Source organism: Mycobacterium sp. NTMscope_Eco_3, assembly GCF_976985685.1.
In genome coordinates this window covers 2,055,913-2,081,772 of sequence record NZ_CDRJYZ010000001.1, presented here as the reverse complement: position 1 = coordinate 2,081,772, position 25,860 = coordinate 2,055,913, and the positions used below count along the sequence as shown (strand labels likewise).

At 69.3% G+C, this 25,860-nt stretch carries 11 protein-coding genes and 1 pseudogene; 6 read left to right on the top strand and 6 right to left on the bottom strand.

Annotation, left to right across the window (positions count from 1 at the left end; all coding sequences use genetic code 11):
• Positions 1 to 2 precede the first annotated feature (2 nt).
• From AC0KTM_RS09485 to AC0KTM_RS09465, 5 genes are all read left to right on the top strand, one after another.
• Positions 3 to 434, top strand: coding sequence for a hypothetical protein (locus tag AC0KTM_RS09485; protein ID WP_238957964.1), 432 nt, complete (start codon positions 3 to 5; stop codon positions 432 to 434).
• Positions 431 to 1,480, top strand: a complete 1,050-nt coding sequence (locus tag AC0KTM_RS09480; RefSeq protein WP_238957963.1) for an NAD(P)H-dependent amine dehydrogenase family protein — start codon at positions 431 to 433, stop codon at positions 1,478 to 1,480. Before AC0KTM_RS09485 ends, AC0KTM_RS09480 begins: the two co-directional genes overlap by 4 nt.
• Entirely contained in the window at positions 1,477 to 1,899 is a 423-nt protein-coding gene (locus AC0KTM_RS09475) for a VOC family protein (RefSeq protein WP_238957962.1), read from the top strand. Before AC0KTM_RS09480 ends, AC0KTM_RS09475 begins: the two co-directional genes overlap by 4 nt.
• A 205-nt stretch (positions 1,900 to 2,104) precedes the next feature.
• A complete protein-coding gene (locus AC0KTM_RS09470) occupies positions 2,105 to 2,902 on the top strand; it encodes an SDR family NAD(P)-dependent oxidoreductase (protein ID WP_238957961.1) in 798 nt (265 codons plus the stop codon).
• 20 nt (positions 2,903 to 2,922) lie between these two features.
• Positions 2,923 to 4,149, top strand: a complete 1,227-nt coding sequence (locus AC0KTM_RS09465) for a cytochrome P450 (protein ID WP_238957960.1) — start codon at positions 2,923 to 2,925, stop codon at positions 4,147 to 4,149.
• Here the strand turns inward: AC0KTM_RS09465 and AC0KTM_RS09460 are convergent.
• From AC0KTM_RS09460 to AC0KTM_RS09450, 3 genes are all read right to left on the bottom strand, one after another.
• Positions 4,146 to 6,755, bottom strand: a complete 2,610-nt coding sequence (locus tag AC0KTM_RS09460; protein WP_238957959.1) for a sugar epimerase family protein — start codon at positions 6,753 to 6,755, stop codon at positions 4,146 to 4,148. The two genes, AC0KTM_RS09465 and AC0KTM_RS09460, sit on opposite strands and share 4 nt — an antisense overlap.
• Before the next feature lie 25 nt (positions 6,756 to 6,780).
• Positions 6,781 to 19,290: a type I polyketide synthase gene (locus AC0KTM_RS09455; protein WP_472415474.1), complete on the bottom strand. Its 12,510-nt coding sequence runs from the start codon at positions 19,288 to 19,290 to the stop codon at positions 6,781 to 6,783.
• A 362-nt stretch (positions 19,291 to 19,652) separates the two neighbouring features.
• Positions 19,653 to 20,003 carry a hypothetical protein gene (locus tag AC0KTM_RS09450; protein ID WP_225326825.1) on the bottom strand — a complete coding sequence of 117 codons (351 nt, stop codon included), beginning with the start codon at positions 20,001 to 20,003 and terminating at the stop codon, positions 19,653 to 19,655.
• Positions 20,004 to 20,175: 172 nt separating this feature from the next.
• Between AC0KTM_RS09450 and AC0KTM_RS09445 the strand changes: the two genes are divergently transcribed.
• Positions 20,176 to 20,511 carry an RNA polymerase-binding protein RbpA gene (locus AC0KTM_RS09445; RefSeq protein ID WP_007770897.1) on the top strand — a complete coding sequence of 112 codons (336 nt, stop codon included), beginning with the start codon at positions 20,176 to 20,178 and terminating at the stop codon, positions 20,509 to 20,511.
• Between the two features lie 9 nt (positions 20,512 to 20,520).
• Here the strand turns inward: AC0KTM_RS09445 and lnt are convergent.
• The 3 genes and pseudogenes from lnt to AC0KTM_RS09430 all read right to left on the bottom strand — a co-directional run bounded on the left by lnt (position 20,521) and on the right by AC0KTM_RS09430 (position 25,793).
• Positions 20,521 to 23,116, bottom strand: a pseudogene (lnt, locus tag AC0KTM_RS09440) (apolipoprotein N-acyltransferase).
• A 268-nt stretch (positions 23,117 to 23,384) separates the two neighbouring features.
• The gene (locus AC0KTM_RS09435; protein WP_472417432.1) at positions 23,385 to 24,917 is read right to left on the bottom strand and encodes an amidohydrolase; all 1,533 of its coding nucleotides are present in this window, start codon (positions 24,915 to 24,917) and stop codon (positions 23,385 to 23,387) included.
• Positions 24,918 to 25,271: 354 nt separating this feature from the next.
• Entirely contained in the window at positions 25,272 to 25,793 is a 522-nt protein-coding gene (locus tag AC0KTM_RS09430) for an FxsA family protein (RefSeq protein WP_238957956.1), read from the bottom strand.
• Positions 25,794 to 25,860: the final 67 nt, after the last annotated feature.

The window sequence follows — 25,860 nt, the reverse complement described above, 5'->3', positions numbered from 1 at the left end:
CCATGACTAGTCCTTCCGCACCGACCACCACCGAAGGCAAAGACCCGGCCACCGATCTCGAGCCGGGGACGACGCCCTACTACGCGCGCATGCACACCTGGATCAAGCGCGCCGTGCTGGTGTGTCTGGTGGCCTTGGTGATCGAGGGCGCCTTCACGCTGCCGTTCATGGCGGTCTACTACGGCTACCCGACGCTGAGCCTCACCCAGATCTGCAGTGAGCTGCTGAAGATCCGGTACTCCAACGACACCCTGGAGTGCAAGTACCCCTACCCGCCGTTCGGACCCCCGGAGGGCGCCGAGGGCAAGGCCACCGCGCAGGACGTCTGGGGTATCCAGCCGATACCGAAGTACCACCGGCTGGGGTTCCGCGAGCTCGTCAGGATTCACGACGAACGGCTCGCCCGCCAAGCGCAGGCGGCGACGCACCCGTGACCTATCGGGTCGTTCAGTGGACGACCGGTAACGTCGGCAAGAGTTCGGTGCGGGCGATCGCCGCCAACCCGACGCTGGAGCTTGTCGGATGCTACGCCTGGTCGCCGGAGAAGGCCGGGCGTGATGTCGGCGAACTGTGCGGGATCGAGCCGCTTGATGTGAAGGCCACCAACGATATTGAGGCGCTGCTCGCGCTCAAGCCGGACTGTGTGGTCTACAACCCGATGTTCCCCGACGTCGACGAGCTGGTCCGCATCCTGGGTGCGGGCATCAACGTGGTGGGCACCGCCGGGTTCATCACCGGGCATTTCCTCGGTGCGGGGCGTGATCGCATCGCGCAGGCCTGCCAAGAGGGCGGATCGAGCATTTTCGGCAGCGGCATCAACCCCGGCTTCGTCCAGCTGTTCGCCATCGTATCGGCGGGACTCTCTGAGCGGGTGGACAAGGTGTCGGTGCTGGAGTCCTTTGATACCACGATCTACAACTCGCCGGCGACCGAAATCCCCATGGGCTTCGGCTATCCCATCGACCATCCGGACCTACTGGCGGTCACCGAGAAAGGATCCGGGATCTTCCGCGACGGCGTGTTGCTGCTCGCCGACGCCCTCGGCGTCGAGCTCGACGAGGTCCGTTGTGAAGCCGAGTACGCCCAAACCGCCGAGGATCTGCACCTGCCCGGAGACTGGATCATCGCGACGGGCTGCGTGGCGGGCATCCACGTTCGCTGGAAAGGGATTACGGCCGGCCGAGAGGTCATCGAAATCGGCGGGCAATGGCGCAAGGGGCAAGCGCTGGAACCGGATTGGCCGCTGGACATGGGCTACACCGTCGAGGTGCTGGGCCGCCCGACGATCAAGACCACGCTGAGCTTCCTGCCACCGCCGGACTTCGAGGGCACGACCTTGGACGACTACATCATGTTGGGCCTCACCATCACCGCCGTGCCGGCGATCACCGCGATACCCGCCGTCGTCGCCGCACCTCCTGGCATCGTCACCTACAACGACCTCCCCCTGCTACTTCCCCGCGGAGTCCTGACAACATGACGACAACACAAGAACCCTCGCTCCATCACGTCGTGTTTGCCGTGGCACCGGAACGACATGAGGCCGTGACCCACATGTTCAGCGATCTGGGGTTCGTCTTCGAGCCGCTGCAGCTGGCCGAGCTCGGCCTGGACATTCACCTCGACTGGAATCGGGGCATCGAGCTGATCAGCCCGATCCCGGGGTCGACCGGGGAGGTCGCCGTTTCGGTGACCGAGTTCCTCGAACGCCACGGAGACGGCGTGTTCACCGTGGTCATCGGAGTCCCGGAAGCTTCCAGGGCCGACGCCGTCGCCGAGCGCTACGGCGCGACAACGCGTTTCCGGCAACACATGGAGGGCGAAGGCACCTTTCTCGACGAAAACGACGTGTCGATCCTGGGACTGCCACTGACATTCTTGGCGACCAACATTCCGTGATAGGAGGCGCCATGGCCGAGGCTCGTGACTCGAACGGTATTCCCGGGCTCGACTTGGACGATCTGATGAACGTCGTCGTGACCGAATGGTTAAGGCGGATAGCCCATTTCGAGCTGCCACCGGGATACCGGCCCGAGATCACGTGGCCGTCCCCAACCTGCTCCCCGCCGCGATTGCCGCTGCGGATCCTCACCACGGACAGGTCATGACCGAGCTTCGGTTCGACGGGAGGGTCGCGATCGTCACCGGGGCCGGCGGCCAGGAGCCCAGCCTCGGGCGCTCGCACGCCAAGCTGCTCGCCCAGCGAGGAGCCAAGGTCGTCGTCAACGACCTCGGCGTGGGACCCGACGGCCGAAACGTCCTGCGGGCCAACGCGGAGCAGGTGGCCGACGAGATCTGCGCGGCCGGTGGCGAGGCGGTCGCCGACCTGCACAGCGTCGCCGACGAGGACGGCGCGCGCCGGGTCGTCCAGACGGCGCTGGACGTGTGGGGCCGCGTCGACATCCTGGTGAACAATGCCGGAGTCTGCTTCATGGCGCACTTCGACGAAATCTCCGACGCCGACCTTCGCAACGTCATCGACGTGCACCTGATGGGGACCGTGTGGATGTGCCGGGCGGCCTGGCCCCACATGCGCGACGCCGGTTACGGCCGCATGCGGCATTTCAACAACCCGTCCGCCTTCACCAGGCTGATGGAGGATCACTTTCCGACCGGCCTGGTGTCACCCGCGGTGGCGTTCCTGGTTCACGAGAGTTGTCCGGTATCCGGAGCCAACCTCGAGGCGGGCGGGGGAAACGTGGGCATCCGGGTGTTCGGCCAGACGACGGGCATATATGACGCCGATCTCACCATCGAGAAGGTGCGGGACAACTTCGCGGCGATAACCGATACGTCCACGGCCAGGTTGATGCCGGATTTGCCCGACTCCGGTGAGTTGGCCCCCGGCGAGGCCATTTCGGCGCCGATCGAGGTGCTACCAAAGCGCTACCAACCCAGCTGATTTCGGTCCAAGGAGACACCATGACCGTCGACACCGCAGCACCCAGCGTCTTCGACGCCGGCCTCCCCACGCTGCACTACGACATCACCGACACCGTGCACCAGGTCGCCCCACAGATCCGCGAGGCGCGTAAGCGATCTCCGATCGCCCTCGGGCCGTTGGGACCCGAGGTGCTCGGCTACGAACTCGCCCGAGGGATACTTCGCGATCCCCGGTTCGTCTTCCCACCCGGCATGCACATGACGGCTCGCGGGATAACCTCCGGCCCTCTCTATGACCGGGTGCTGGGCACCATCCTCGGCATGGAAGGCGAGGAACATCGGCGCCTGCGCGGTCTGGTGTCCAAGGCCTTCACACCGCGGGCGTCGGCACGCATGGAAGACACCATCGAAATGGTGATCAACGAGTTGATCGATCAGGTCGCCGAGGCCGGCCGCTGCGACTTCGTCACCGACGTCGCCCGGCCCTACCCAATCCCGATCATCTGCGCGTTGTTGGGCGCACCGCCCGAGGACTGGGAGCAGTTTTCGCTATGGGCGGAGGACATTTTCAAGATCGTGCGGTTCGACTCCGACCTGGCGAACGAGCAGCACATCGTGATGCGGGCGTGGGATGATTTCGACGCCTACATCGACGACATGATCGCCGAACGCCGGAGCCGGTTGACCGACGACTTGATCTCCGAACTGATCCGCGCGCAGGACGACGGCGACCGGCTGAGCAACGCGGAGATGCGCATGCTGGCGTTCAGCATCCTGTCCGCCGGCACTGACACCACCCGCAATCAGCTCGCCGCGTGCATGCACGCGCTGTGCGATCACCCCGAGCAGCTGGCGATGCTGCGCGATGACCCCAACCTCGCGATGCCGGCCGTCGAGGAATGCATGCGCCATTCGCCGGCGGTCTGTACCACCCTGCGCACCGTCCTCGACGACGTCGCATTCGCCGACTACACCTTTCCGGCCGGCACCTTCATCTCAGTGAATACCTTTGCCGCCAACTGTGATCCGGAGGTCTATCCGCACCCGGACCGGTTCGACATCACCCGCGAGGACCCGCCGCCCATTCTGACGTTCGGCGGCGGTGCCCACTATTGCCTGGGCGCGAACCTCGCCCGAACGGAACTCGCCGGGGCGCTCAAAGTCCTCGCGCGGCGCATGACCAACCCGCGCCGCGTGGCGACGGCACAGTGGAAACCGATGCTGGGGTTGAGCGGGCCGGTCGGTCTGGAGATGGAGTTCGACTAGCTCAGCGCGTCGTCCACGGCGAGCTCCAGGACGTGGATTTCGCCCGTCGCGCCGTCGACCTCGACCAGGGCGCCCGGCGGCAACGACTTGGTCGCCCCCTGAACGTCCACCACACAGGGGAATCCGAATTCGCGGGCCACCACCGCGGCGTGGGACATCGGGCCGCCCAGTTCGGTCACGACGGCGGCGGCGTAACAGAACGCCGCGGTGTAGCCGACGTCGGTGACCTCTGCCACCAGGATCTCGCCGGGCTGCAGGTCGTCGATGGTGTCGGGGCGCACGATGCGCACCCGCCCGCGAACCCGCCCACCGCACACTCCGACCCCGCGCAGGGTGTCCCCGCCCGCCAGCGCGGGCGACGAGTTCGACGTTGGCTGCCAGCTTCCGCTGAACACCGTCGGCGGAGCCACCGCCACCAGCCGGCGTTGTTCCTCCCGGCGCCGGGCCACCAGGCCCCCGACATCTGCCGGTAGTGAATCGAGCTCGTCGACAAGCAGATAGAAGACGTCGTCGGCGGCGCCGAAGACGCCGGCCTCGACCGACCTACGCCCGTACTCGCGCAGCAGCGTGCGCAGCACCCAGTTCGCCCGCACCACTTTGTCGCGGCGGACTTCGCGGTCCCGCAGCTGCTGGGTGGCCAGCGCCGCAACAGGCTTGGCCCGCAACGGAATCCGAGCGCGCTGCGGCTCCGGCGCGGCCGTCGCGCTCATCGCCCTGGTCACCATCCGGACCAGCAGCTCGGGGTCGTCGGCGTAGCTGGTTGACAGCATCTCGAGCTCGGCCGGGCCGCGGTGACCGATCAACGCCAGCTCGGCGAGCAGCGCGGCGTGGAATTCCGGCGCCTCGACGGCCAGCTTGTCCAGCCGGTCGCCCGGTTCCGCCAGCAGCGCTGTCACTTTGGGGTCGCGCTGCGCGGCGGCCACCAACCGCTGCATCGCCTCGACCGAACGCGCGCTGACCAATTCCGGGCCGGCGGGCGCGGCGGTGTCGCGCCCACACAGACCGCGCAGCAACACGTTGAACGCCGCACACAACAGGAACGAGCCGGCCGCCAGCACCCAGCCGTGCACCACTTGGTCCCGTGCCAACGAGATCAGGCTCAGCAATCGACGATCGTCGAGCCGAGTGAGATCGCCGTCGGTCAAGCGCTCCAGGCGGTCGACATCGGCGACGAATTCGCGGGTGTCCAGGGGTGCGCCGGCGGACAGCCCGATCAGGTTGACGCCGAATACCCCGATGTTGCGGATGGTGCGCAGTCGCTTTCGGATGGGGCTGGTGTCGGCGTGCGGCCGCTGCTCACCGAAGATCGGCAGCGCCGCCATGCTGGGGCCGAAGAACCCGCTGTTGCTCACAACCGTCGTCGGCTTCACGAACGGCACCGTTTCGGCCATGAAGTGCGCGGTCGTGATGGCGCCGTACAGCCGGTGGGCGAACACCGCGACCATGCGCATGGCGATTTCACGCTGGATCAGCCCCCCGGGCCGTAGCCGCTCGGCGACGCAGACGGCGCTAGCCCGCAGTCCGCGAACCGTGGCCGACGCCGAGGCCGGCGAGAACGGGCCGGGGAGGGCCTCCGATAAGTTCGTGGCCAGAAAGGTGGGAAAGCGGGGGTCGATCGGCGTGTCGAATTCGCCGTTATCTCCCGCTGCGCCCGCCAAATTGGGTTTCACGCCGTCGCTGCTCGGCGCGTCGACCGAAGGTAGGTCCTGGATGTTGGCCAGCCGCCACGGCAGCGACACCACCCGCTTGCCCACGGTGACCCGGCCGCGCACCGCCAGCGCGAAATCCTCGATACACTCGCCGGATTCCCACGCCGGGCGGAATCCCCACTCGTCGCGCAACCGCGAGATGTCCATGAGTGGAGCGGCCTGCGCCAGTTCCAGCTCAGCCGGCGCGAATCCCAACCGGACGACCGGGCGGCCCACCGCGGCGGCGATCTGCCGGAATGTCACCTCTCCGGGGGCGGCGAGATTCACCGGGCCGCTGTCGATTCCGTTTTCCACGATCGCCCGGTTGAACAGCCGAAGCGCGTCGTCGAGGTGGACGACCTGCATGCGGCGATCGCTTGAGCGGGCGGGAAACACCGGCAGCGCCAAGATCCGGCGCGCCCAGTTGTCGACGCTTCGGCCGAGGATCAGCGCGGAGCGGATCGCGACCCATTCCCCGCCCGATTCCGCGAGCATGCGTTCGACCCGGGCATTGCACTGGCCGTCAACGGTGACCGGAGCCAAGGCGTCGCGTTCGGTGTTCGGCGCATCTCCCCCGCCGTAAACGCGCGCCGTGGACGCGAAAACGATTCGCCTGGCCCCGGTCTCGGCCATTGCGCCGAGGACGTTGCGGGTGCCGTCGATGTTGACCTGGTGGGCGATCCGTTCGTCGGGCCCCGGCGTGTTCACCCACGCGCAATGCGCGATGACTTCCGCGCCGGTCAGGGCCCGCTGGACCGCTGCCGCATCACGAACGTCGGCGTCCACGAAATCAGCTGCGCTCGGCCAGCTTTCGGGGCGGTGGCGGGCGATGCCGACGACGTCGTGGCCCTGGGTGAGCAGCCGCGCGGCCAGACCGCGGCCGAGAACCCCGCTGGCCCCGGTGACAGCAATTCTCACTGAATGCCTTTGGTGGTCATGGTGGCTAGTCGTCGTCGTCCAACAGCGCCGCGTTGACCAGATCATCGAGGTCCATGTCGGCGATGTCCTTCTCCGTGGTCACCGGCGCCGCGGACGGCCCACCGCCACTCGATTCGTCGGCCAGCGCCAGCAGCAGCTCCAACACGCCGGCCTGCCGGAGGCGCTTGACCGGAATGGACCCGACAACACGCTGGATCTCGGCTTCGCCCGGCGCCGCGGCCGCCGCGGTGTGTTCCGACGCCCCGAGGAGTTCTCGATGCATGTAGCCGGCCAGCGCCGCGGAATTCGGGTAGTCGAAGATGAGCGTCGGTGAAAGCGGCAGTCCGGTCGCGGCTTTGAGCCGGTTGCGCATCTCGACTGCGGTCAGGGAGTCGAAGCCGAGCTCCTGGAACGCCCGGTCCGGGTGGATCGCCTCCGGGCTGGAGCTGCCGAGCACGGTGGCGATGTGGGAACGCACCAAATCCAGCAGGATCGCCTGCTGCTCGTCCTCGGGTAGCCCTTCGAGGCGTTGCAGCAGGGCAGATTTCGACTTGGCGGCGGCCAGCGAGTCGTCGACCTGACGCCGGGTTGGGGCGTTGATCAGGTCGACGAACATCGGCGGCAATGTGCCCGAGTCGAACTTGACGCGCAGCGCCGCGAGGTCGATGTGGGCGGGCAGCATGAACGGCTCGTCGACGATGAGCGCGGTGTCCATCAGCTCCAGCGCCTGGTCCGAGGACATCGCGACGATCCCGTCCCGGCCAAATCGGGCGAGATCGGCGGCGCCCAGCCCGCCGGTCATGGCGCTGGCCTGATCCCACAGCCCCCAGCCCAGCGAGATCGCCGGCAGCCCGTGGGCGCGTCGATGCGCGGCCAACCCGTCCAGGAACGAGTTGCCGGCGGCGTAGTTGGCCTGACCGGAGGCGCCCGCCAGCCCGGCGATCGACGAAAACATCACGAACGCCGACACATCCAGGTCGCGCGTCAACTCGTGCAAGTTCCACGCCGCATCGACCTTGGACCGCAGCACGGCATTCATCCGCTCGGGACTCAGCGACGTCACCACCGCGTCGTCCAGCACGCCGGCGGCATGGATCACGCCGGTCAGCGGGCGCTGCATCGGGATGTCGGCGATCACCTTGGCCAATGCCTCGCGGTCGGCGGCGTCGCAGGCCACCGTCTCCGCGTGCGCGCCGGCCGCGCTCAGCTCGGCCACCAGCTCGGCAGCACCCGGCGCGTCAAGACCGCGGCGGCTGACCAACACGACGTTGCGCGCGCCGTGGCGGGTCACGACGTGTCGCGCGACCGCCGAACCGGCCATCCCGGTGGCGCCGGTGATCAACACCGTGCCCGACGTCCACGCGTCGGGCATGGTCATGACAACCTTGCCGACATGGCGGGCCTGGCTCAGGTAGCGCAGCGCGGCGGGCGCGCGGCGCACGTCGAATCTGGTCACCGGCAGCGGCCTCAGCACGTCCTCGGCGAACATGGCGGCCAGCTCGTCGAGCATCTGCGCAATGCGGTCCGGTCCGGCTTCGAAGAGGTCGAAAGCGCGGTAGCGCACACCGGAGTGGTCCCGGGCGACGACCTGGGGATCGCGGATGTCGGTCTTGCCCATCTCCAAGAACACCCCGCCGGGCGCGACCAGGCGCAGGGAGGCGTCCACGAAATCGCCGGACAGCGAGTCGAGCACGATGTCCATCCCGCGCCCGCCGGTGACGGCCCGGAACTTGTCCTCGAACTCGAGGCTGCGCGAATCACCGATGTGATCGTCGTCAAAACCCATGGCCCGCAAGGTGTCCCACTTGCCGCGGCTGGCGGTCGCGAACACCTCCAGTCCGATCTGGCGGGCCAGCTGGACCGCGGCCATTCCCACCCCGCCGGCGGCGGCGTGCACCAGCACCCGCTGACCGGGCTGGGCGGTGGCCAGGTCCACCAGGGCGTAGCGCGCCGTGGCGAACACCACCGAAGCCGTCGCGGCGGCGGTGTGTGACCATCCCGCCGGCACCTTGACGAGCAGTCGCTCGTCGGTCTTGGCGATCGTCCCGGTGCCGTCCGGGAAAAGCCCCATGACGCGGTCGCCTACCGCGAAACGCCCATTCTGCGAGCCGGTTTCGGTGATCACGCCGGCGGCCTCGATGCCCATGATCGCGTCCGGATCGGGATACAGGCCCAATGCGATCATGACGTCACGGAAGTTGGCGGCGATGGCCGACAGCGCCACCCGCACCTGGCCGGGCCCCAAGGGCGCGTCGGCGTCGGGAATCCGCTCTATCCGCAGGTTTTCGATCGTGCCGTAGCTGCTCATGCCCAGCCGCCACGGCCCCTCCTCGGGCGGCGTCAGCAGGCTGCCGACCGCCCGGCTGCCGAGCACCCGTGCGGTGTAGACCATCCCGTTGCGCAGCAACGCCTGCGGCTCGCCGACCGCCAACACGGAGGCGATCGCGTCGGAATCCAGTGGCGCATCGGTGTCGACGAGCACGATCCGGCCGGGGTGTTCGGTCTGCGCCGACCGCACCAGGCCCCACACCGCCGCGCCGGCCAAATCGGTGACGTCCTCACCCGGCAGCGTCATCGCGCCCCGGGTCGCCACCACCAGCGTTGCGGCGGCGTCGCGAGACAGCCAGGACTGCAGCACCGGCAGCACGGCCCGCGTCGCCGCGTACACCTCGGTGACCACGTCGCCGGAGACCGGCTGCGATTCGAACAGCACCACCGATCGCTCGGCCCCGTCGTCAACCGATTCGACGGAATCCGGTGCGCCCCAGGCACTGACCGACACCGATGGCACCGTCGATGACGGCTGGGCGGACCAGATCAGCTCGAAGAGGCGATCCGGCCCCGAATTCGACACCGCGGCCAGGAGCTGCTGATCGGTCACCGGACGCGCCACCATCGATGCCACCGAGAGCACCGGCAGCCCCAAGCCATCGGCCAGTTCGATCGACACCGCCGAGGGGCTCACCGGCATGATCCGCGCGCGCACCGCCGCCGCCCCCGCGGCGTGCAACGACACCTGCTGCCAGGAGAACGGCACCAGTATCGAGCCCTGCGCGAGCTCGTCATCCTCGGACGCCAAGATGACCGCGTGCAACGCCGCGTCGAGCATCACCGGGTGGACCCCGAACCCGGTCACCGACACCCCGGCGTCGGCGGGCAGGTTCACTTCGGCGAAGATTTCGTCGCCACGACGCCACATCGACGTCAAGCCACGGAACGCGGGGCCGTACCCGTAACCACGCTCGGCCAGCTGCTCATACCCGTCGCCGACATCCAACGAGACCGCACCCACCGGCGGCCACACGGACAGATCCGCGCTCGGTTGCACCGATCCCGCGCGCAAAACGCCTTCGGCGTGCAACGACCAACCCGAGCCCCCGTCGGTCCGCGAGAACACCGACACCGCACGCGCGCCTGAATCGTCCGGGCCGCCGACCACGACCTGAACCGCAACCGAACCGCCGGCCGGCAACACCAGCGGCGCCGCCAGATTCAACTCGTCGACGATTCCGCAGCCCACCTCGTCGCCGGCGCGGATGGCCAACTCGACGAATCCCGCTCCCGGGAACAGCACGACACCGCCGACGGCGTGATCGGCCAGCCAGCCTTGCGTGCCCGGGGACAACCGGCCGGTCAACACCACCCCGCCCGACGCCGGCAGTTCGACCACGGCGCCCAGCAGGGCGTGTTCGCCGGGGGCCAGGCCCAGGCCCGCAGCGTCCGCCGGGGCGTCGTCGCGCAAGAGCCAAAAGCGCCGGCGGTCAAAGGCATACGTGGGCAAATCGACGAGATTCGCCGTGCCGATTGCTGCGCGCCAGTCCACCGCCATCCCGGCGACGAACCCGTGCGCGACGGCGTTGACCAGGGCCACCGGCTCCGGCCGGTCCTTGCGCAGTGCGGACATCGTCGTCACCGGGTTGTCGGCCAGTGTTTCTTCGATCGACGCCGTCAGGCCGCTGCTCGGACCGACCTCGAGGAATCGGTTGCCGCCGGCCGAATGGGCGAAACGCACACTGTCGGCGAATCGCACCGCCTCGCGGACGTGCCGCTTCCAGTACGCCGCCGTTCCGAAGTCATCGGTGGCCAGATCGCCGGTCACGTTGGAGATGATCGGGATGGTCGGCGTGCCGATGGTCAGGCCCGCGGCCACGGTGCCGAATTCGTCGATCATGGCGTCCATCAACGGGGAGTGGAACGCATGCGAGACAGCGAGTTGGTGGACGCGCCGACCGTCGGCGCGGAGCCGGTCCGCGATCGCGGTCACCGCGTCTTCAGTTCCCGAAATCACCACGGAGGCAGGACCGTTGACGGCCGCGATGCCCGCCTCAGGAACCAGCAGCGGCCGTACCTCGTCTTCGGTGGCCTGCACGGCGACCATCGCCCCGCCCGCAGGCAGCGCCTGCATGAATCGACCCCGGGCGGCCACGAGGACGGCGGCGTTCTTCAGCGACAGAACACCGGCGGCGTGCGCGGCGGACAGCTCGCCGATCGAGTGGCCCATCACGAAGTCAGGGTGTATGCCCCAGGATTCGAGCAGCCGGAACAACGCGACTTCGACCGCGAACAGCGCCGGCTGAGCGAATTCGGTGGTGTTCAAAAGGCTTTCGTCGTTGCCCCACATGACGTCGCGCAGAGGGCGCAGCAGGTGCTGATCCAGTTCGGCCAGGACCGCGTCGAAGGCCTCGGCGAAAATCGGGTACGCGCCGTGCAATCCCCTACCCATGCCGAGCAGCTGGGAGCCCTGGCCGGGAAAGACGAAGACGGTCTTGCCGCCGGGTGTTGCCGTACCGCGAATGATCGAGGGCGCCAGCTCGTCTGCGGCCAACTCGTCCAGCCCGGCCAGCAGGCCGTCGCGGTCGTCGCCGACGATGACGGCACGCTGTTCGAACCTCGATCGGCCCGCCAGCGTCCAGCCCACATCGGCGACGTCGAGATCCGGGTGGGCGCGCAGATGGGTCGCCAGCCGGGCGGCCTGAGACCTCAACGCCGACGGCGATTTCGCCGACACCATCCACGGCAGGACAAACACCTCGGGGCGCTCGGTCACCTGAACGGCGCTCGGGGAGGTCTCAGATGGGACGGCCTCGATGATCACGTGCGCGTTGGTGCCGCTGATACCGAACGACGACACCCCGGCCCGACGCGGCCCATCCGCCCGCCAGGGCCGAGCCTCGGTCAGCAACGACACCAACCCCGCCGACCAATCCACATGCGGGCTCGGCTCATCGACATGCAACGTCGCGGGCAGCGTTTCGTGGCGCATCGCCTGCACCATCTTGATCACACCCGCCACACCCGCGGCGGCCTGCGTATGACCCATGTTCGACTTAATCGACCCCAACCACAGCGGCTCACCACGATCCTGCCCATAAGTCGCCAACAACGCCTGCGCCTCGATCGGATCACCCAACGTCGTCCCGGTCCCATGCCCCTCAACGACATCCACCTCGGCCGCCGACAACCCCGCATTAGCCAACGCCGCACGCACCACCCGCTGCTGCGACGGCCCATTAGGCGCCGTCAACCCGTTAGACGCCCCATCCTGATTGACCGCCGAACCCCGCACCACCGCCAACACCGGATGCCCCAACCGCTGCGCATCCGACAGGCGCTCCACCACGAGCATGCCGCCGCCCTCGGAGAATCCGGTGCCGTCGGCCGCGCCCGCATAGGCCTTGCATCGGCCGTCCACGGACAATCCGCGCATCCGGCTGAACTCGACGAAGATGTCGGGCGTGGCGTTGACCGTGACGCCGCCGGCCAGCGCCAGATCGCACTCCCCCGAGCGCAGCGACTGCACCGCCATGTGCAACGCCACCAACGACGACGAGCACGCCGTGTCCACCGACACCGCCGGGCCCTCCAGCCCCAGCACATACGACACGCGGCCGGACGCGACACTCGAGGACTGACCGGTCAGCCGGAAGCCCTCCGCGGTGGGCGCGGCGTGCATGCCGTAGCCCTGCGTGTACACGCCGGCGAACATGCCGGTGGCGCTGCCGCGCAGCGCGCCGGGTTCAATCCCCGCCCGCTCCAAGGCTTCCCAGGAGAGCTCGAGGAAAATGCGTTGTTGCGGGTCCATCGCGAGTGCCTCGCTCGGCGCGATGCCGAAGAAGGCCGGGTCGAAGTCCGCGACGCCGTCGACGAAACCCCCGGTGCGGGTGTAGCAGGTGCCCGGGACGTCGGGATCCGGGTTGTACACGCCGGCCAGATCCCAGCCGCGGTCGGTCGGGAATTCGGAGAGCACATCGCGGCCCTCGGTGAGCATCTGCCACAGATCCTCGGGGGAATTCACCCCGCCCGGATACCGGCACGCCATGCCGACGATCACGATCGGATCGTCCTGGGTGGCGCGCGCGACCGGGGCGTGCTTGATCTCCTGCGGGGCCCCGGCGAGCTCGGTGCGAATGTAGCCGGCCAGGCCGTTGGGTGTCGGGTAGTCGAAGATCAGTGTGGGCGAAAGCGCCAGTCCCGTCGCGGTTTTGAGGCGGTTCCGCATTTCGACCGCGGTCAGCGAGTCAAAGCCCAACTCCTGGAACGCCTTGTCCGGGTCGATCGCCTCGGCGGAGGTGTTGCCCAGCACGGTGGCGATATGCGAACGCACCAGGTCCAGCAGCACGGCGTGCTGCTCGGCCTCGGAGAGGCCATCCAGGCGATGCGCCAGAGCCGATTTGGACTTCGCGGCCGCGAGCGAGTCGTCGACCCGGCGCCGCGTGGGCGCGTTGACCAGGTCGGCGAACATCGGTGGCACCGCGACCGCATGGGCGCGCAGCGCGCCGAGATCGATGCGGGCGGGCGCCAGGAAGGGTTCGTCGACGATCAATGCCGTGTCGAACAGTTCCATCGCCTCGTCCGAGGACAACGCCAAGATTCCGTCGCGGCCCAGCCGGGCGAGGTCGGCGGCGTCGAGACTGCCGGTCATGGCGCTGGCCTGGTCCCACAGCCCCCAGCCCAGCGAGATCGCCGACAGCCCCTGCGCGCGCCGATGTGCCGCCAGCCCGTCGAGGAACGAGTTCGCGGCGCCGTAGTTGCCCTGGCCCGACGAGCCCACCAGTCCGGCCATCGACGAAAACATCACGAACGCCGACAGATTCAGGTCGCGGGTCAGTTCGTGCAGGTTGAAAGCCGCGTCGATTTTGGCCCGCAGCACCGCGTCGACCCGTTCGGGCGTCAGCGAGGTGACCATCGCGTCGTCGAGCACGCCGGCCGCGTGGATCACGCCGGACAACGGCCGCTGCGCCGACAGTTCGGTGATCACCGCGGCCAGCGCCGTCCGGTCGGCTGCGTCGCAGGCGATCACTCGCACCCGGGCGCCTGCCGCTTCCACCTCGGCGATCAGCTCGGCGGCTCCCGGCGCGTCCGGTCCCCGCCGGCTCAGCAACGCCAGGTCTTCGACGCCGTGGTGCGCCACCAGGTGACGAGCCAACGTGGAGCCCGCCATGCCGGTCCCGCCGGTGATCAGCACCGTGCCCGAGGCCAGGCCGACACCCGGTCCGGTAGGCACAGTCATGACGACCTTGCCGATGTGACGGGCCTGGCTCAAATAGCGCAACGCCGCGCGACCGCGGCGGATGTCAAACGTCGTCACCGGCAACGGTTTCAGGACCCCGGCGTCGAACAGTCCGGCGAGCTCGATCATCCACTGGTGCATCCGGGGACGTCCGGGCTCGAACAGGTCGAAGGCGCGATAGCGGACGCCCGGGTACTCCTGGGCCACCACGCCCGGATCGCGGATGTCGGTCTTGCCCATTTCCAGGAACATGCCGCCGGGAGCGACCAGGCGCAGGGAGGCGTCGACGAATTCCCCGGCGAGCGAGTCCAGCACCACGTCCATGCCGGCCCCGCCGGTGACCGAGCGGAACTTGTCCTCGAACTCGAGGCTGCGGGAATCCGAGATGTGGTCGTCGTCGAAGCCCATGGCCCGCAAGGTGTCCCACTTGCCTCGGCTCGCGGTGGCGAACACCTCCAGGCCCAAGTACCGGGCGAGCTGGACGGCCGCCATCCCGACCCCACCGGCGGCGGCATGCACCAGCACCCGCTGCCCGGGCTTGACCTCGGCCAGGTGGATGAACGCCATGTACGCGGTGGTGAAGACAGCGGAAATGCCGGCGGCGTCGGCGTAGGACCAGTCGGCGGGCTTGCGCTGCAACAGGCGGACGTCACCGGGTACCAGGGTGCCGCTGCCGTCGGGGAAGAACCCGTACACCGAATCGCCGACGGCGAATTCGGTGACTCCCGGCCCGACCTCGACCACCACCCCGGCGCCTTCGCCACCGAGCAGCGCCTCGTGGGTGAACATGCCCAGGGTGATCATGACGTCGCGGAAGTTAGTGGCGATCGCGCGCAGGGCCACGCGAACCTGACCCGGCTCCAGCGGAGCGTCGGCGTTGGGAACCGGCTCGAGTTGCAGGTTTTCGAAGGTGCCCGCGCTGCTGATGCCCAGCCGCCAGGGTCGGTCTTCGGGCGGTGTCATGATGCCGTCGACCGCGCGGCTGCCGCGCACCCGCGCGGTGTGGGCCTTGCCGTCGCGCAGCAGCACCTGGGGTTCGCCGACCGCGAGAACGGTCGCTACCGCGCTATCGTCCAGCGGGGCATCGGAATCCACCAGCACGATCCGGCCGGGGTGCTCGGTTTGCGCCGCCCGCACCAGCCCCCACACGGCCGCGCCCGCCAGATCGGGTACGTCCTCCCCCGCCAGTCCCATCGCGCCGCGCGTCGCGACGACCAAGACCCCGGCGTCATGCTCGGTCAGCCACGACTGCACGGCGGCCAGAACCTCATGTGTGCGGCGATACGATCCGGTGACCGGATCCTCCTCGGCCGCAAAGGATTCGAAGACCTCGTGCGCTGGCAACTCCCCGGTGGACGCGGTCGCGGGCGCCCACTCCACCTCGAAGAGCCGGTCCGGGCCCGAAGCCGACACCGCCGCGCGCAGCTGCCGCTCGCTCACCGAGCGAGCCACCATCGCGCGCACGGACAGCACCGGCAACCCCAGGCCGTCGGCCAGCTCGATCGACACCGCGCTGGCGGCGGCCGGCGCGATGCGCGCGCGCACCGCCGACGCACCCGCGGCATGCAACGACACGCCCTGCCAGGAGAACGGCAACACCACTTCGTCGGTGTGGTCGGCCATTTGGTGGCCGATGACCAGCGCGTGCATGGCCGCGTCGAGCAGCGCCGGGTGCACGCCGAACCCGGTGACGCCCCCGGCGGCGTCGGGCAGCCGCACCTCGGCGAATACCTCGTCGCCGCGTACCCAGGCCGCGGTCAAGCCCCGGAAAGCCGGGCCGTAACCGTAACCGCGCGCGGCCAATTGCTCGTAACCGTCCGCCGGGTCGACCGCGACGGCGCCCGCCGGCGGCCATGCCGACAGATCCGCGCCCGGCTCGACCGAGCCGGTGCTCAGCGTTCCCTCGGCGTGGCACACCCAGCCCGAACCGGCGCCGGGGCGCGAGTAGATCGACACGACGCGCTGACCGGACTCCTCGGCGGGGCCCACCACCACCTGGATGGCAACCGATCCCGACCCGGAACCCTTGGCCGGCAACATCAACGGCGCCTGCAAGGTCAGTTCGTCGACCGTCGAACACCCGACTTCGTCGCCGGCGCGAATCGCCAGCTCCACGAACCCGGCGCCGGGGAACACGACCGCACCGGACACGGCGTGATCGGTCAGCCAGCCCTGCTGGCTGGGCGACAGGCGGCCCGTGAGCACCACCCCGCCCGAGGCCGGCAGCTCGACGACCGCGCCCAGCAGCGGGTGCTCGCTGGTTCCCAGCCCCAGGCCCGTGGCGTCGGCCGCGACGCCTTCGCCGGACAGCCAAAACCGCCGTCGGTCAAAGGCATACGTCGGCAGCTCGACGAAGCCGGCGCCGCCCAGCGCGCCGCGCCAACCCACGCTCACTCCCGCGACGAACGCGGTGGCGGCCGACGTCAGGAACCGGTCGAGGCCGCCGTCGTCGCGTCCCAGGGTGGGAATGACTTTCGCTTCGGAGACCTCGGCGTAGCGGTCGGCCTGGTGGTTGGCGGTGTCCTCGATCCCGGCGACCAGGGCCGGATGCGGGCTGGACTCGATGAACGTCCGGTATCCGTGCTCGCTCGCGCTGCGCACGGCCTGGTCGAACTGCACGGTCTGTCGGATGTTGCGGTACCAGTAGTCGGCGTCCAATCCCGCTGTGTCCAAGCGGTTTCCGGTCACCGTGGAAAAGAACGCGATGCGCGAGGAACGCGCCTCGATACCGGACAGTGCCTCGGCGAGGTCATCGCGGATCGCCTCGACCTCGACCGAGTGCGAGGCGTAGTCCACGTCGATCCGCCGGGTCCTCAGTTCGAGGTCGGCGCAGAAGCCGACGAGCTCGTCGAGCGCGGCGACATCGCCCGATACCACCACGGCCGATCGGCCGTTGACCGCGGCGATGCTGACCCGATTTCCGTAGGGCGCCAACAACTCCCGCGCCCGCTCGGTGCTGCAGGCGATCGACAGCATGCCGCCGGGGCCGGCCAGCGATCGCAGCAGCTTGCTGCGCAGCGTGACCACGCGGGCGGCGTCGCGCAGCGACAAGGCGCCGGCGACGTAGCCCGCGGCGATTTCGCCTTGCGAGTGGCCGATCACCGCATCCGGACTGACCCCGACCGATTTCCAGAGTTCGGCCAGCGACACCATCACCGCGAAGAGCACCGGCTGCACCACGTCGACGCGGTCCATCCCCGGGGCGCCGGGTGCGCCGCGCAGCACGTCGATCAGCGACCAGTCGACGAATTCCGAGAACGCCTCTTCGCACGCCTGGATCTGTCGCGCGAAAACCGGTGCGGTATCCAGCAATTCGACGCCCATGCCCAGCCATTGGGAACCCTGGCCGGGGAAGACGAACACGGTCTTGCCCGGCGGCGTCGCGGTGCCGCGCAGAACCGTCCCGGCCGGGTCGTCGTTGGCCAGCTCGTCCAGCCCGGCCAGCAACCGGTCCCGGTCGCCTCCGACCACCACCGCCCGGTGCTCGAACATCGCGCGGCCGGCCAGCGTCCAGCCCACGTCCGCGACGTCCAATTCATCGTGGCCTCGCAGATGTTCGGCCAGGCGCGCAGCCTGCGCCGCCAGCGCCGTGGGCGACTTCGCCGACAACGCCCACGGGACCACAGGTAGCGCCGGACCGGCTTCCCGCTGCGGGGCCTCCGGGCCCGACTCGATGATCACGTGCGCGTTGGTGCCGCTGATACCGAACGACGACACCCCGGCCCGACGCGGCCCATCCGCCCGCCAGGGCCGAGCCTCGGTCAGCAACGACACCAACCCCGCCGACCAATCCACATGCGGGCTCGGCTCATCGACATGCAACGTCGCGGGCAGCGTTTCGTGGCGCATCGCCTGCACCATCTTGATCACACCCGCCACACCCGCGGCGGCCTGCGTATGACCCATGTTCGACTTAATCGACCCCAACCACAGCGGCTCACCACGATCCTGCCCATAAGTCGCCAACAACGCCTGCGCCTCGATCGGATCACCCAACGTCGTCCCGGTCCCATGCCCCTCAACGACATCCACCTCGGCCGCCGACAACCCCGCATTAGCCAACGCCGCACGCACCACCCGCTGCTGCGACGGCCCATTAGGCGCCGTCAACCCGTTAGACGCCCCATCCTGATTGACCGCCGAACCCCGCACCACCGCCAACACCGGATGCCCCAACCGCTGCGCATCCGACAGGCGCTCGACGACCAGGATCGCCCCGCCCTCCGACCAGCCGACGCCGTCGGCCGCACCGGCGTACGCCTTGCATCGCCCGTCGGGCGCCAATCCCCGGTGCCGGCTGAATTCCACGAAGACCGTCGGCGTGGCGTTGACGGTCGCGCCGCCGGCCAGCGCCAGATCGCACTCCCCCGAGCGCAGCGACTGCACCGCCATGTGCAACGCCACCAACGACGACGAGCACGCCGTGTCCACCGACACCGCCGGGCCCTCCAGCCCGAGCACATACGACACCCGCCCCGAGGCGACGCTGGAGGTCATGCCGGTCAGCCGGTAGCCCTCGATCTCCTCGGCGAGCATGCCGTAGCCCTGGACGATGAGCCCCGCGAACACCCCGGTGGCGCTGCCGCGCAGCCCGCTGGGGTCAATCCCGGCCCGCTCCAACGCTTCCCACGACAGCTCCAGCAGCATCCGGTGCTGGGGATCCATGGCCAGGGCTTCGCTGGGTGCGATGCCGAAGAAGGCCGGGTCGAAGTCCGCGACGCCGTCGACGAAACCCCCGGTGTTCACGTAGCACTTGTGGCGGGCGTCGGGATCGGGGTCATACAGCGCCCCGAGGTCCCAGCCACGATCGGCGGGAAAGTCCGAGATCACGTCGCGGCCGTCGGCGACCATTTGCCACAGCGACTCGGGGCTGTCGACGCCGCCGGGGAAGCGACACGACATCCCGACGATCGCGATCGGCTCGCTCGACCGCTCCAGTAGCGCGCGGTTGGTGCGCTTCAGGCGGTCAACCTGGACCAGCGCTTTCCGCAGCGCTTCGGTCGCATGCTGGAGTTGGTCCACCATCACTAAAACCTCGCCCTAACCCTCACCTAATGCCTGGCGTCTTGTCCCGCCGGATGCGGTTGTCGCCGATTCACGGGATTTGCTGCACGAGGCGACGCCGTGTTTCGTTCGACCAGCGTCGTGCTGCTCTCCGACCCAAGAATGTTGCTGGTGAGTATGGCCAACTCCGACTGGATTTCAAAACGTCCGCTACTCCCGACTGCTACAGGAGGACCGGCTTGGACAGGTGCGACGCCCCGCTGCGGCGGGATGCGCCACGTAGAGCCCGGTGAGCTCGCTGGACAACGGTCCGCCGTCGACGTGGCCCGTGGTCCATGGCGAGACTGTACCCGGCGAGCCATCGTCGGTGGTCAGGCGCAGTGTCAGACACCCGCTCGGCGCCAGCCGTCGGCGGCCCGGGCGGCATGGATCAGCGCATCGCACAACTGGCGCAGTTCGGTGGCCCCGGCGCCCTCCTCGAGCGCGGTGGCGACGTCCTCGGCGGCGCACCGCACTTGGTAGACGCGATCCGAGAGGTCGGCCGCGTCGTCGGCCGACAGCACCACCGCGTCGTCGGGCACTGCCGCCGCGCCGTGCCGGTGCAACGAGGCCCGTTGCTCGTAGGCCCGCTGCCGGCACGACTGCCGGCAATACTGGCGGCGACGGCCCATTCCCGCGTCGGTGACGTCTCGACCGCACCAGCGGCAGGGCTGCGGGTGGGTACGGCGGCTCACGCCTGCCGACTTTAGTCGGGATTCTCCTGCGATCCCGGTATCATTGATGGTCGCGTCGCGTATGCCGGCTCCCCGCCGGGAACTGCGCAGATCGCCGCAGCGTTGCTAGTCGAGAGAGAATTGCACTACAGGAGCCGGAGGGCTCCGAATACGACTTAAAGGAGTAGCACCCATGGCCGATCGCGTACTGAGAGGCAGTCGCCTCGGAGCCGTGAGCTACGAGACCGACCGCAACCACGACCTGGCCCCGCGCCAGCTCGCGAAGTACCGCACCGAGAACGGCGAGGAGTTCGAAGTTCCCTTCGCCGACGACGCCGAAATCCCCGGCACCTGGCTGTGCCGCAACGGCCTGGAAGGCACCCTGATCGAGGGTGATCTGCCCGAGCCGAAGAAGGTCAAGCCGCCGCGCACGCACTGGGACATGCTGCTGGAGCGCCGCTCGGTGGAAGAACTCGAAGAGCTGCTCAAGGAGCGCCTCGAGATCATCAAGACCCGTCGGCGGGGCTGACCCCGCGGCTCAGGTGCGGTTGTCGGCCCGGGTGGCGCGCGCGCCCGACCGGCGGCCCTGAACGCCCCATCGGGTCACCTTGACCAGGGCCTCGCGGATGTTGGAACCGCTCATCTTGGACACGCCGAGTTCGCGTTCGGTGAACGTGATGGGCGCTTCGACGATGGTGAAGCCGTTGCAGATGGTCCGCCAGGTCAGGTCGATCTGGAAGCAGTAGCCCTTGGAGTCGACGCCGTCGAGGTCGATGGCCTCGAGGACCTCGCGGCGGTAGGCGCGGTAGCCGGCGGTGATGTCGTGCACCCCGATGCCCAGCGCCAGCCGCGCATAGGTGTTGGCGGTCCAGGACAGCGCCCAGCGCCGCCACGGCCAGTTGCGCACCGTCCCGCCGTCGACGTAGCGCGAGCCGATGGCCAGATCGGCGCCGTCGTCGACCGCGTCCAGCAGGCGGTGTAGCTGTTCGGGCGCGTGGCTGCCGTCGGCGTCCATCTCGACGAGCACCGAGTAGTCGCGGCTCAATCCCCAGGCGAAGCCCGCCAGGTACGCCGCGCCCAGGCCGTCCTTGGCGGTGCGGTGCATGACGTGGGTGCGACCGGAGTCGGCCGCGGCCAGCTCCTCGGCCAGCTGGCCGGTGCCGTCGGGGCTGCTGTCGTCCACGATGAGCAGGTGCACGTGCGGGCACGCGTCCTTGAGCCGCCGGTGGATCACCGGCAGGTTCTCCAGCTCGTTGTAGGTCGGGATGATCACCAAGACGCGCTGGCTGGGACGATTGCCCGGGGCGTGGGGCGCCGGCTGGCCGGTGGTCATGTAGCTCCTCTGTGTCGCCCGAAATCGAAAGAATGTCGGCCGTCCCCGGTGGGACGGAGTGTCGTCACCCGCCGTCGTCTGCCGGCGTGCGATCCCCGCCCTCGTCGGGCGCGGTGTCGGAGTCGTGCTCGTCGGGCGGGTGTGTGCCCGGGGTCGTACCGGCCGTTTTGGAAGGACGTGTCGATCGACCCGAGGGCGTGGGCCTGAGACGAATCCGACGCGGGAACCATCCATTGTGCCGTATCCCGGCCAAAATGACCGCCCCGGCCGCTGCCACGATGACCCACTGCAGCAACGGCGCCCAGCGGGTTGCCGGCGTTAACTTGGTCTTGAGGCGCACCGGCATGTCCAGGTACGCGGGCTGGAAGAAGTCGGTACGTGCCAACTCGCCGCCGTCGGGGGCGATCACGGCGCTGATTCCCGTGGTGCCCGCGACCACCACGTAGCGGTCGTGCTCGACGGCCCTGACCTTGGCGAACGCCAGCTGCTGTTCGCTCATCTTCTTGTTGAAGGTGGCGTTGTTGGCCGGCACGGCCAGCAGCTGGGCGCCGCCCAGGACCGCGTGTCGGGGGACGCGGTCGAAGATCACTTCCCAGCACGTCGCGACCCCGACCGGAACCCCCGCCATGTGGACCACGTCGCTACCGGGCCGGGGCACCATGGTTCCGGCGCGGCCCGCGTACCCCGACAGATGCTTGAACAGCCACGGCATCGGCAGGTACTCGCCGAACGGCTGCACGATTTCCTTGTCGTGGCGTTCGGCCGGGCCGGTGGCCGGGGTCCACACGATCATGGTGTTCGTGTAGTGGGGATCTTCCGGGGGGCGTCCGGGGACTTCGAGCACGCTGCCGATCAGGATCGGGGCGCCGATCGCCGCCGCGGCCTGCGATATCTCCAGCGCGGCATCCGGGTTGACCAGCGGGTCGATGTCCGACGAGTCTTCCGGCCAGATCACGAATTGCGGTTGCGGAGCGGCCCCGGCGCGCACGTCGTCGGCCAGCGCCAGCGTCTCGCGGACGTGGTTGTCCAGCACCGCCCGTCGCTGCTCGTTGAACTCGAAACCCAACCGCGGCACGTTGCCCTGCACCGCCGCGACGGTCACCGACGGCTCGCCTCCCGAGCCGGTGCCGGCGTGCCGCACCTGCGGCCAGACCATGACCGACGCGAACAGCACCAGACAGATGCAGACACCGGGCAGCACCACCGCGGGCGGCGGCGGCTCACTTTCCGCTGGGTCGGCGGCGGCGTGCACCGGGTGGCCCGAGCGCCACCACTTCACGATCTCCAGCGCGATGGCGGTCGCGCTGAAACCCACCAGCATGATCGCCATGGACAGCAGCGCGACGCCGCCGAGCTGAACCAGCGGCAGGAACGGTCCGTGCGTTTGGCCGAAGGCCACCGACCCCCAGGGGAAGCCGCCGAACGGGAAAACCGACTTCAGCCACTCCTGGGCCGCCCACAGCAGCGCGAACCAGATGGGCCAGCCGGGCAGCCGACGAACGAGGACGGCGAACAGACCGAAGGCGGCGGGAAACAGCGCCGATACGGCCGCCAGTGCGAGCCACGGGACGGAACCGACCAGGAGCCCGACCCACGGCAGCAGCGGCAGGTAGAAGGCCAGGCCGAAGAGGAACGCGTAGCCCAGCCCGCCGCCCGGCGTCGTCGCGGGGTGAGTCAGCACCCACGCCAGCAACGCCGCGGCGACGACGGCACCCCACCACCAGTTCAGCGTCGGGAAGCTGGCGCACAGCAGCAGGCCGCCCACCACGGCGCCGATCAACCGGGTCAGCCGTGGCAGCATCGCGGCCTGGGCGGCGGGCAACCTCGCGATCACCGCGGCGACCAGCCCGGTCGCCGTCCGGCGCGCCCCGGTCCGCAGTCGATCGGTCAACCGCGCGTGTTCGCCGGGCCGTTCCGGTTCCCCGGGGTGAACGTCGGCGGGTTCGTCGTCGCGCTCCGATTCGGCCTCGTCGCTGATCGGGTCGATCTGCTCGTCCACCGGGTCGGTCCCACCGGTTGGGTCCGGGGACTCGCCTTGGTCCGGGGGTTCGTCGCCGCCCGACGAATGCCTAGCCATGGATGACAGCGCCCCGATGCACCGTTCGCCGGCACCGCGGTAGGGCATCGTTCGGGCCCAGGCGCGGCAGCGCGGGCACGCGGGAACGCGGATCGGTCGACCAGCGCTGCACGGTGTCGCGGGGTGCGTGCACCTCCAGCGCCCCTGCATCCCAGATGGCGTACGACGCCGGCGCGCCCGGCGTCAGGGTGCCCGCCTTGCCGTCGCGCACACCGGCGGCCCGCCAGCCGCCGCGGGTGGCGGCAGCAAACGCGGCCCGCGCCGAGACCGCGCTGCCCGCGGTGCGATGGTTGACGGCCGCGCGCACGCTCGTCCACGGGTCGAAACCCGTCACCGGGGCGTCGGAACCTAGCGCGAGGGGCACGCCTTGGGATGCTAACAGCGCAAACGGGTTGAGCCGACTGCCTCGCTCGGCGCCGAGCCGGCGGGCGTACATGCCGTCGGCGCCGCCCCAGAGCGCATCGAAATTGGGCTGCACGCTGGCGATGACGCCCCACTGGCCCAGTTTGGCGGCCTGCTCGGCGTTGATCATCTCGACGTGCTCGAGGCGGTGGCCGCAGCGGGCGACGGCGACCGGCCCGAGGTCCGCGGCGACCCGTTCGAAGGCGCCCACCACGGTGGCGACGGCGGCGTCTCCGATGACGTGGAATCCGGCGGTGATCTTGGCCTCAGTGCACGCCCGAACGTGGGCCTCCACGTCGTCGGGGTCCAGGTAGGAGGTGCCCGTGTGGTCCGGCGCGTCGGCATAGGGCTCGTGCAGCCAGGCGGTGCGCGATCCGAGCGCCCCGTCGACGAACAGGTCACCGGCCAGCCCGCGGGCCCCGGTCGCGTCCATCAGCTCCCGGGCCTGGGCGGGGGTGCGCACCGGCTCGCCCCAGTAGCCGATCACTTCGACACCCTGATCGAGGGCACGCAGTTGCAGCCAGTCGTCGATCCCGCCGATCTGGGGTCCGGCGCACTCGTGCACCGCGACGATCCCGGCCGCCGCGGCGGCCCGCAGTGCCGCGGCGCGGGCCTCGGCGAGCTGCTCGGCGGTCAGCAGGTCGCGGGCGACGGCGCGCACCAGATGGTGTGCGTCGCCGGCAAGCGGGCGCTCCGCGCTGAAACCGGTCGCCGACGGGAGTTCGTCGACGAGCCGTCGCAGGCCCGTCGAGGCCGCCGCGGAGTGCACGTCCACGCGGGCCAGGTACGCCGGCCGGTCGCCGAGGACGGCGTCGAGGTCGCTGGTGCCGGGCGGGGTGTTGTCCGGCCACGACGTTTCATCCCACCCATGCCCCCACACCGGTTCGCCCGGATGGGCGGCGGCGTAGTCGGCGACCATCTGCAGGCACTGCGCGCGCGAGCCGGCCCGCCGCAGGTCCAGCCCGCTCAGGGTTAGTCCGGTAGCGGTCAGATGGATGTGGCTGTCGACGAATCCCGGCGCCACGAAACCGCCGTCGACGTCCTCGATGTCGGCATCGGGGAACATGGTGCGGCCGACCTCGTCGCTGCCCAGCCAGGCGATGACGCCGCCGCGGACCGCCATCGCGGTCGCTTCGGGGTGAGCGGGACTGTGCACCCGGCCGTTGATGAGCAGGGTCACCGGACTATCGGGGCCATTGGTCACGTGCCGTGACGATGCAGGCCGTGAAACGGCCTGAGGAGGAGGGGGACCATCGGTCACGTGCCGTGACGATGCAGGCCGTGAAACGGCCTGAGGAGGAGCGGGGCCATTGGTCACGTGCCGTGACGATGCAGGCCGTGAAACGGCCTGAGGAGGAGCGGGACCATCGGTCACGTGCCGTGACGATGCAGGCCGTGAAACGGCCTGAGGAGGAGCGGGACCATTGGTCACAGCCCAAAGCTACGTGCAAGGGCAAATGCGGTTTGCCTCGCCGGCTCAGCGCCCGTCGAAGCGCTGGGTTCGCACCGGCCCGACGTCTTGGACGTCGATGACCTCGCCGTCGATGTAGTCGCCGTGGCCGCGGGCGTCACCCGGGTAAGACGCCGCCGGATACGGATTCGAGCGGAAAGTGGTCGCGTAACTGATTCCCGGCATCTGGCGCCGCAACGTGCGCACCGCGATGGCGCCCAACCCGGGGCCGGCCACAGACCGCACCGGCGGAATGAGCAGCAACAACCCCAGCGCCGTGCTGACCAGCCCGGGAATGAGAACAAGAAGCGCGGCCACACTGACCAGCGCGCCGTCGCCGGCCGCGTTGCGTGATCCGGCGAATCCGGAGCGCAATTGCCCGATCCGACGGATGAGGTGGGACCCTGCCATCGGGGCGACGATGCCCCACCCGAGCAGGAACGTCGCCAACAGCGTCAGCAGGGTCCAACCCCATCCGATCGTCGACACCAGCGCGAAGATCACCGCAAGTTCGACGACGGCATAAATCAGCAACAGCCGCGACACCATGTCAGGCCAACGTCTGTGGACCGCGCCCGAGTTCCCGTGGTGCTGTCCCCCGCGATTGCAGTTAGAT

Bases quoted from the DNA above. Each gene is read 5' to 3' on its own strand.
- AC0KTM_RS09470 (WP_238957961.1), top strand. From the start codon at position 2,105: ATGACCGAGCTTCGGTTCGACGGGAGGGTCGCGATCGTCACCGGGGCC.
- AC0KTM_RS09435 (WP_472417432.1), bottom strand. From the start codon at position 24,917: ATGGCGGTCCGCGGCGGCGTCATCGCCTGGCTGGGCAGCGACGAGGTC.
- AC0KTM_RS09445 (WP_007770897.1), top strand. From the start codon at position 20,176: ATGGCCGATCGCGTACTGAGAGGCAGTCGCCTCGGAGCCGTGAGCTAC.
- AC0KTM_RS09455 (WP_472415474.1), bottom strand. From the start codon at position 19,290: ATGGTGGACCAACTCCAGCATGCGACCGAAGCGCTGCGGAAAGCGCTG.
- AC0KTM_RS09485 (WP_238957964.1), top strand. From the start codon at position 3: ATGACTAGTCCTTCCGCACCGACCACCACCGAAGGCAAAGACCCGGCC.
- AC0KTM_RS09475 (WP_238957962.1), top strand. From the start codon at position 1,477: ATGACGACAACACAAGAACCCTCGCTCCATCACGTCGTGTTTGCCGTG.
- AC0KTM_RS09430 (WP_238957956.1), bottom strand. From the start codon at position 25,793: ATGGTGTCGCGGCTGTTGCTGATTTATGCCGTCGTCGAACTTGCGGTG.
- AC0KTM_RS09465 (WP_238957960.1), top strand. From the start codon at position 2,923: ATGACCGTCGACACCGCAGCACCCAGCGTCTTCGACGCCGGCCTCCCC.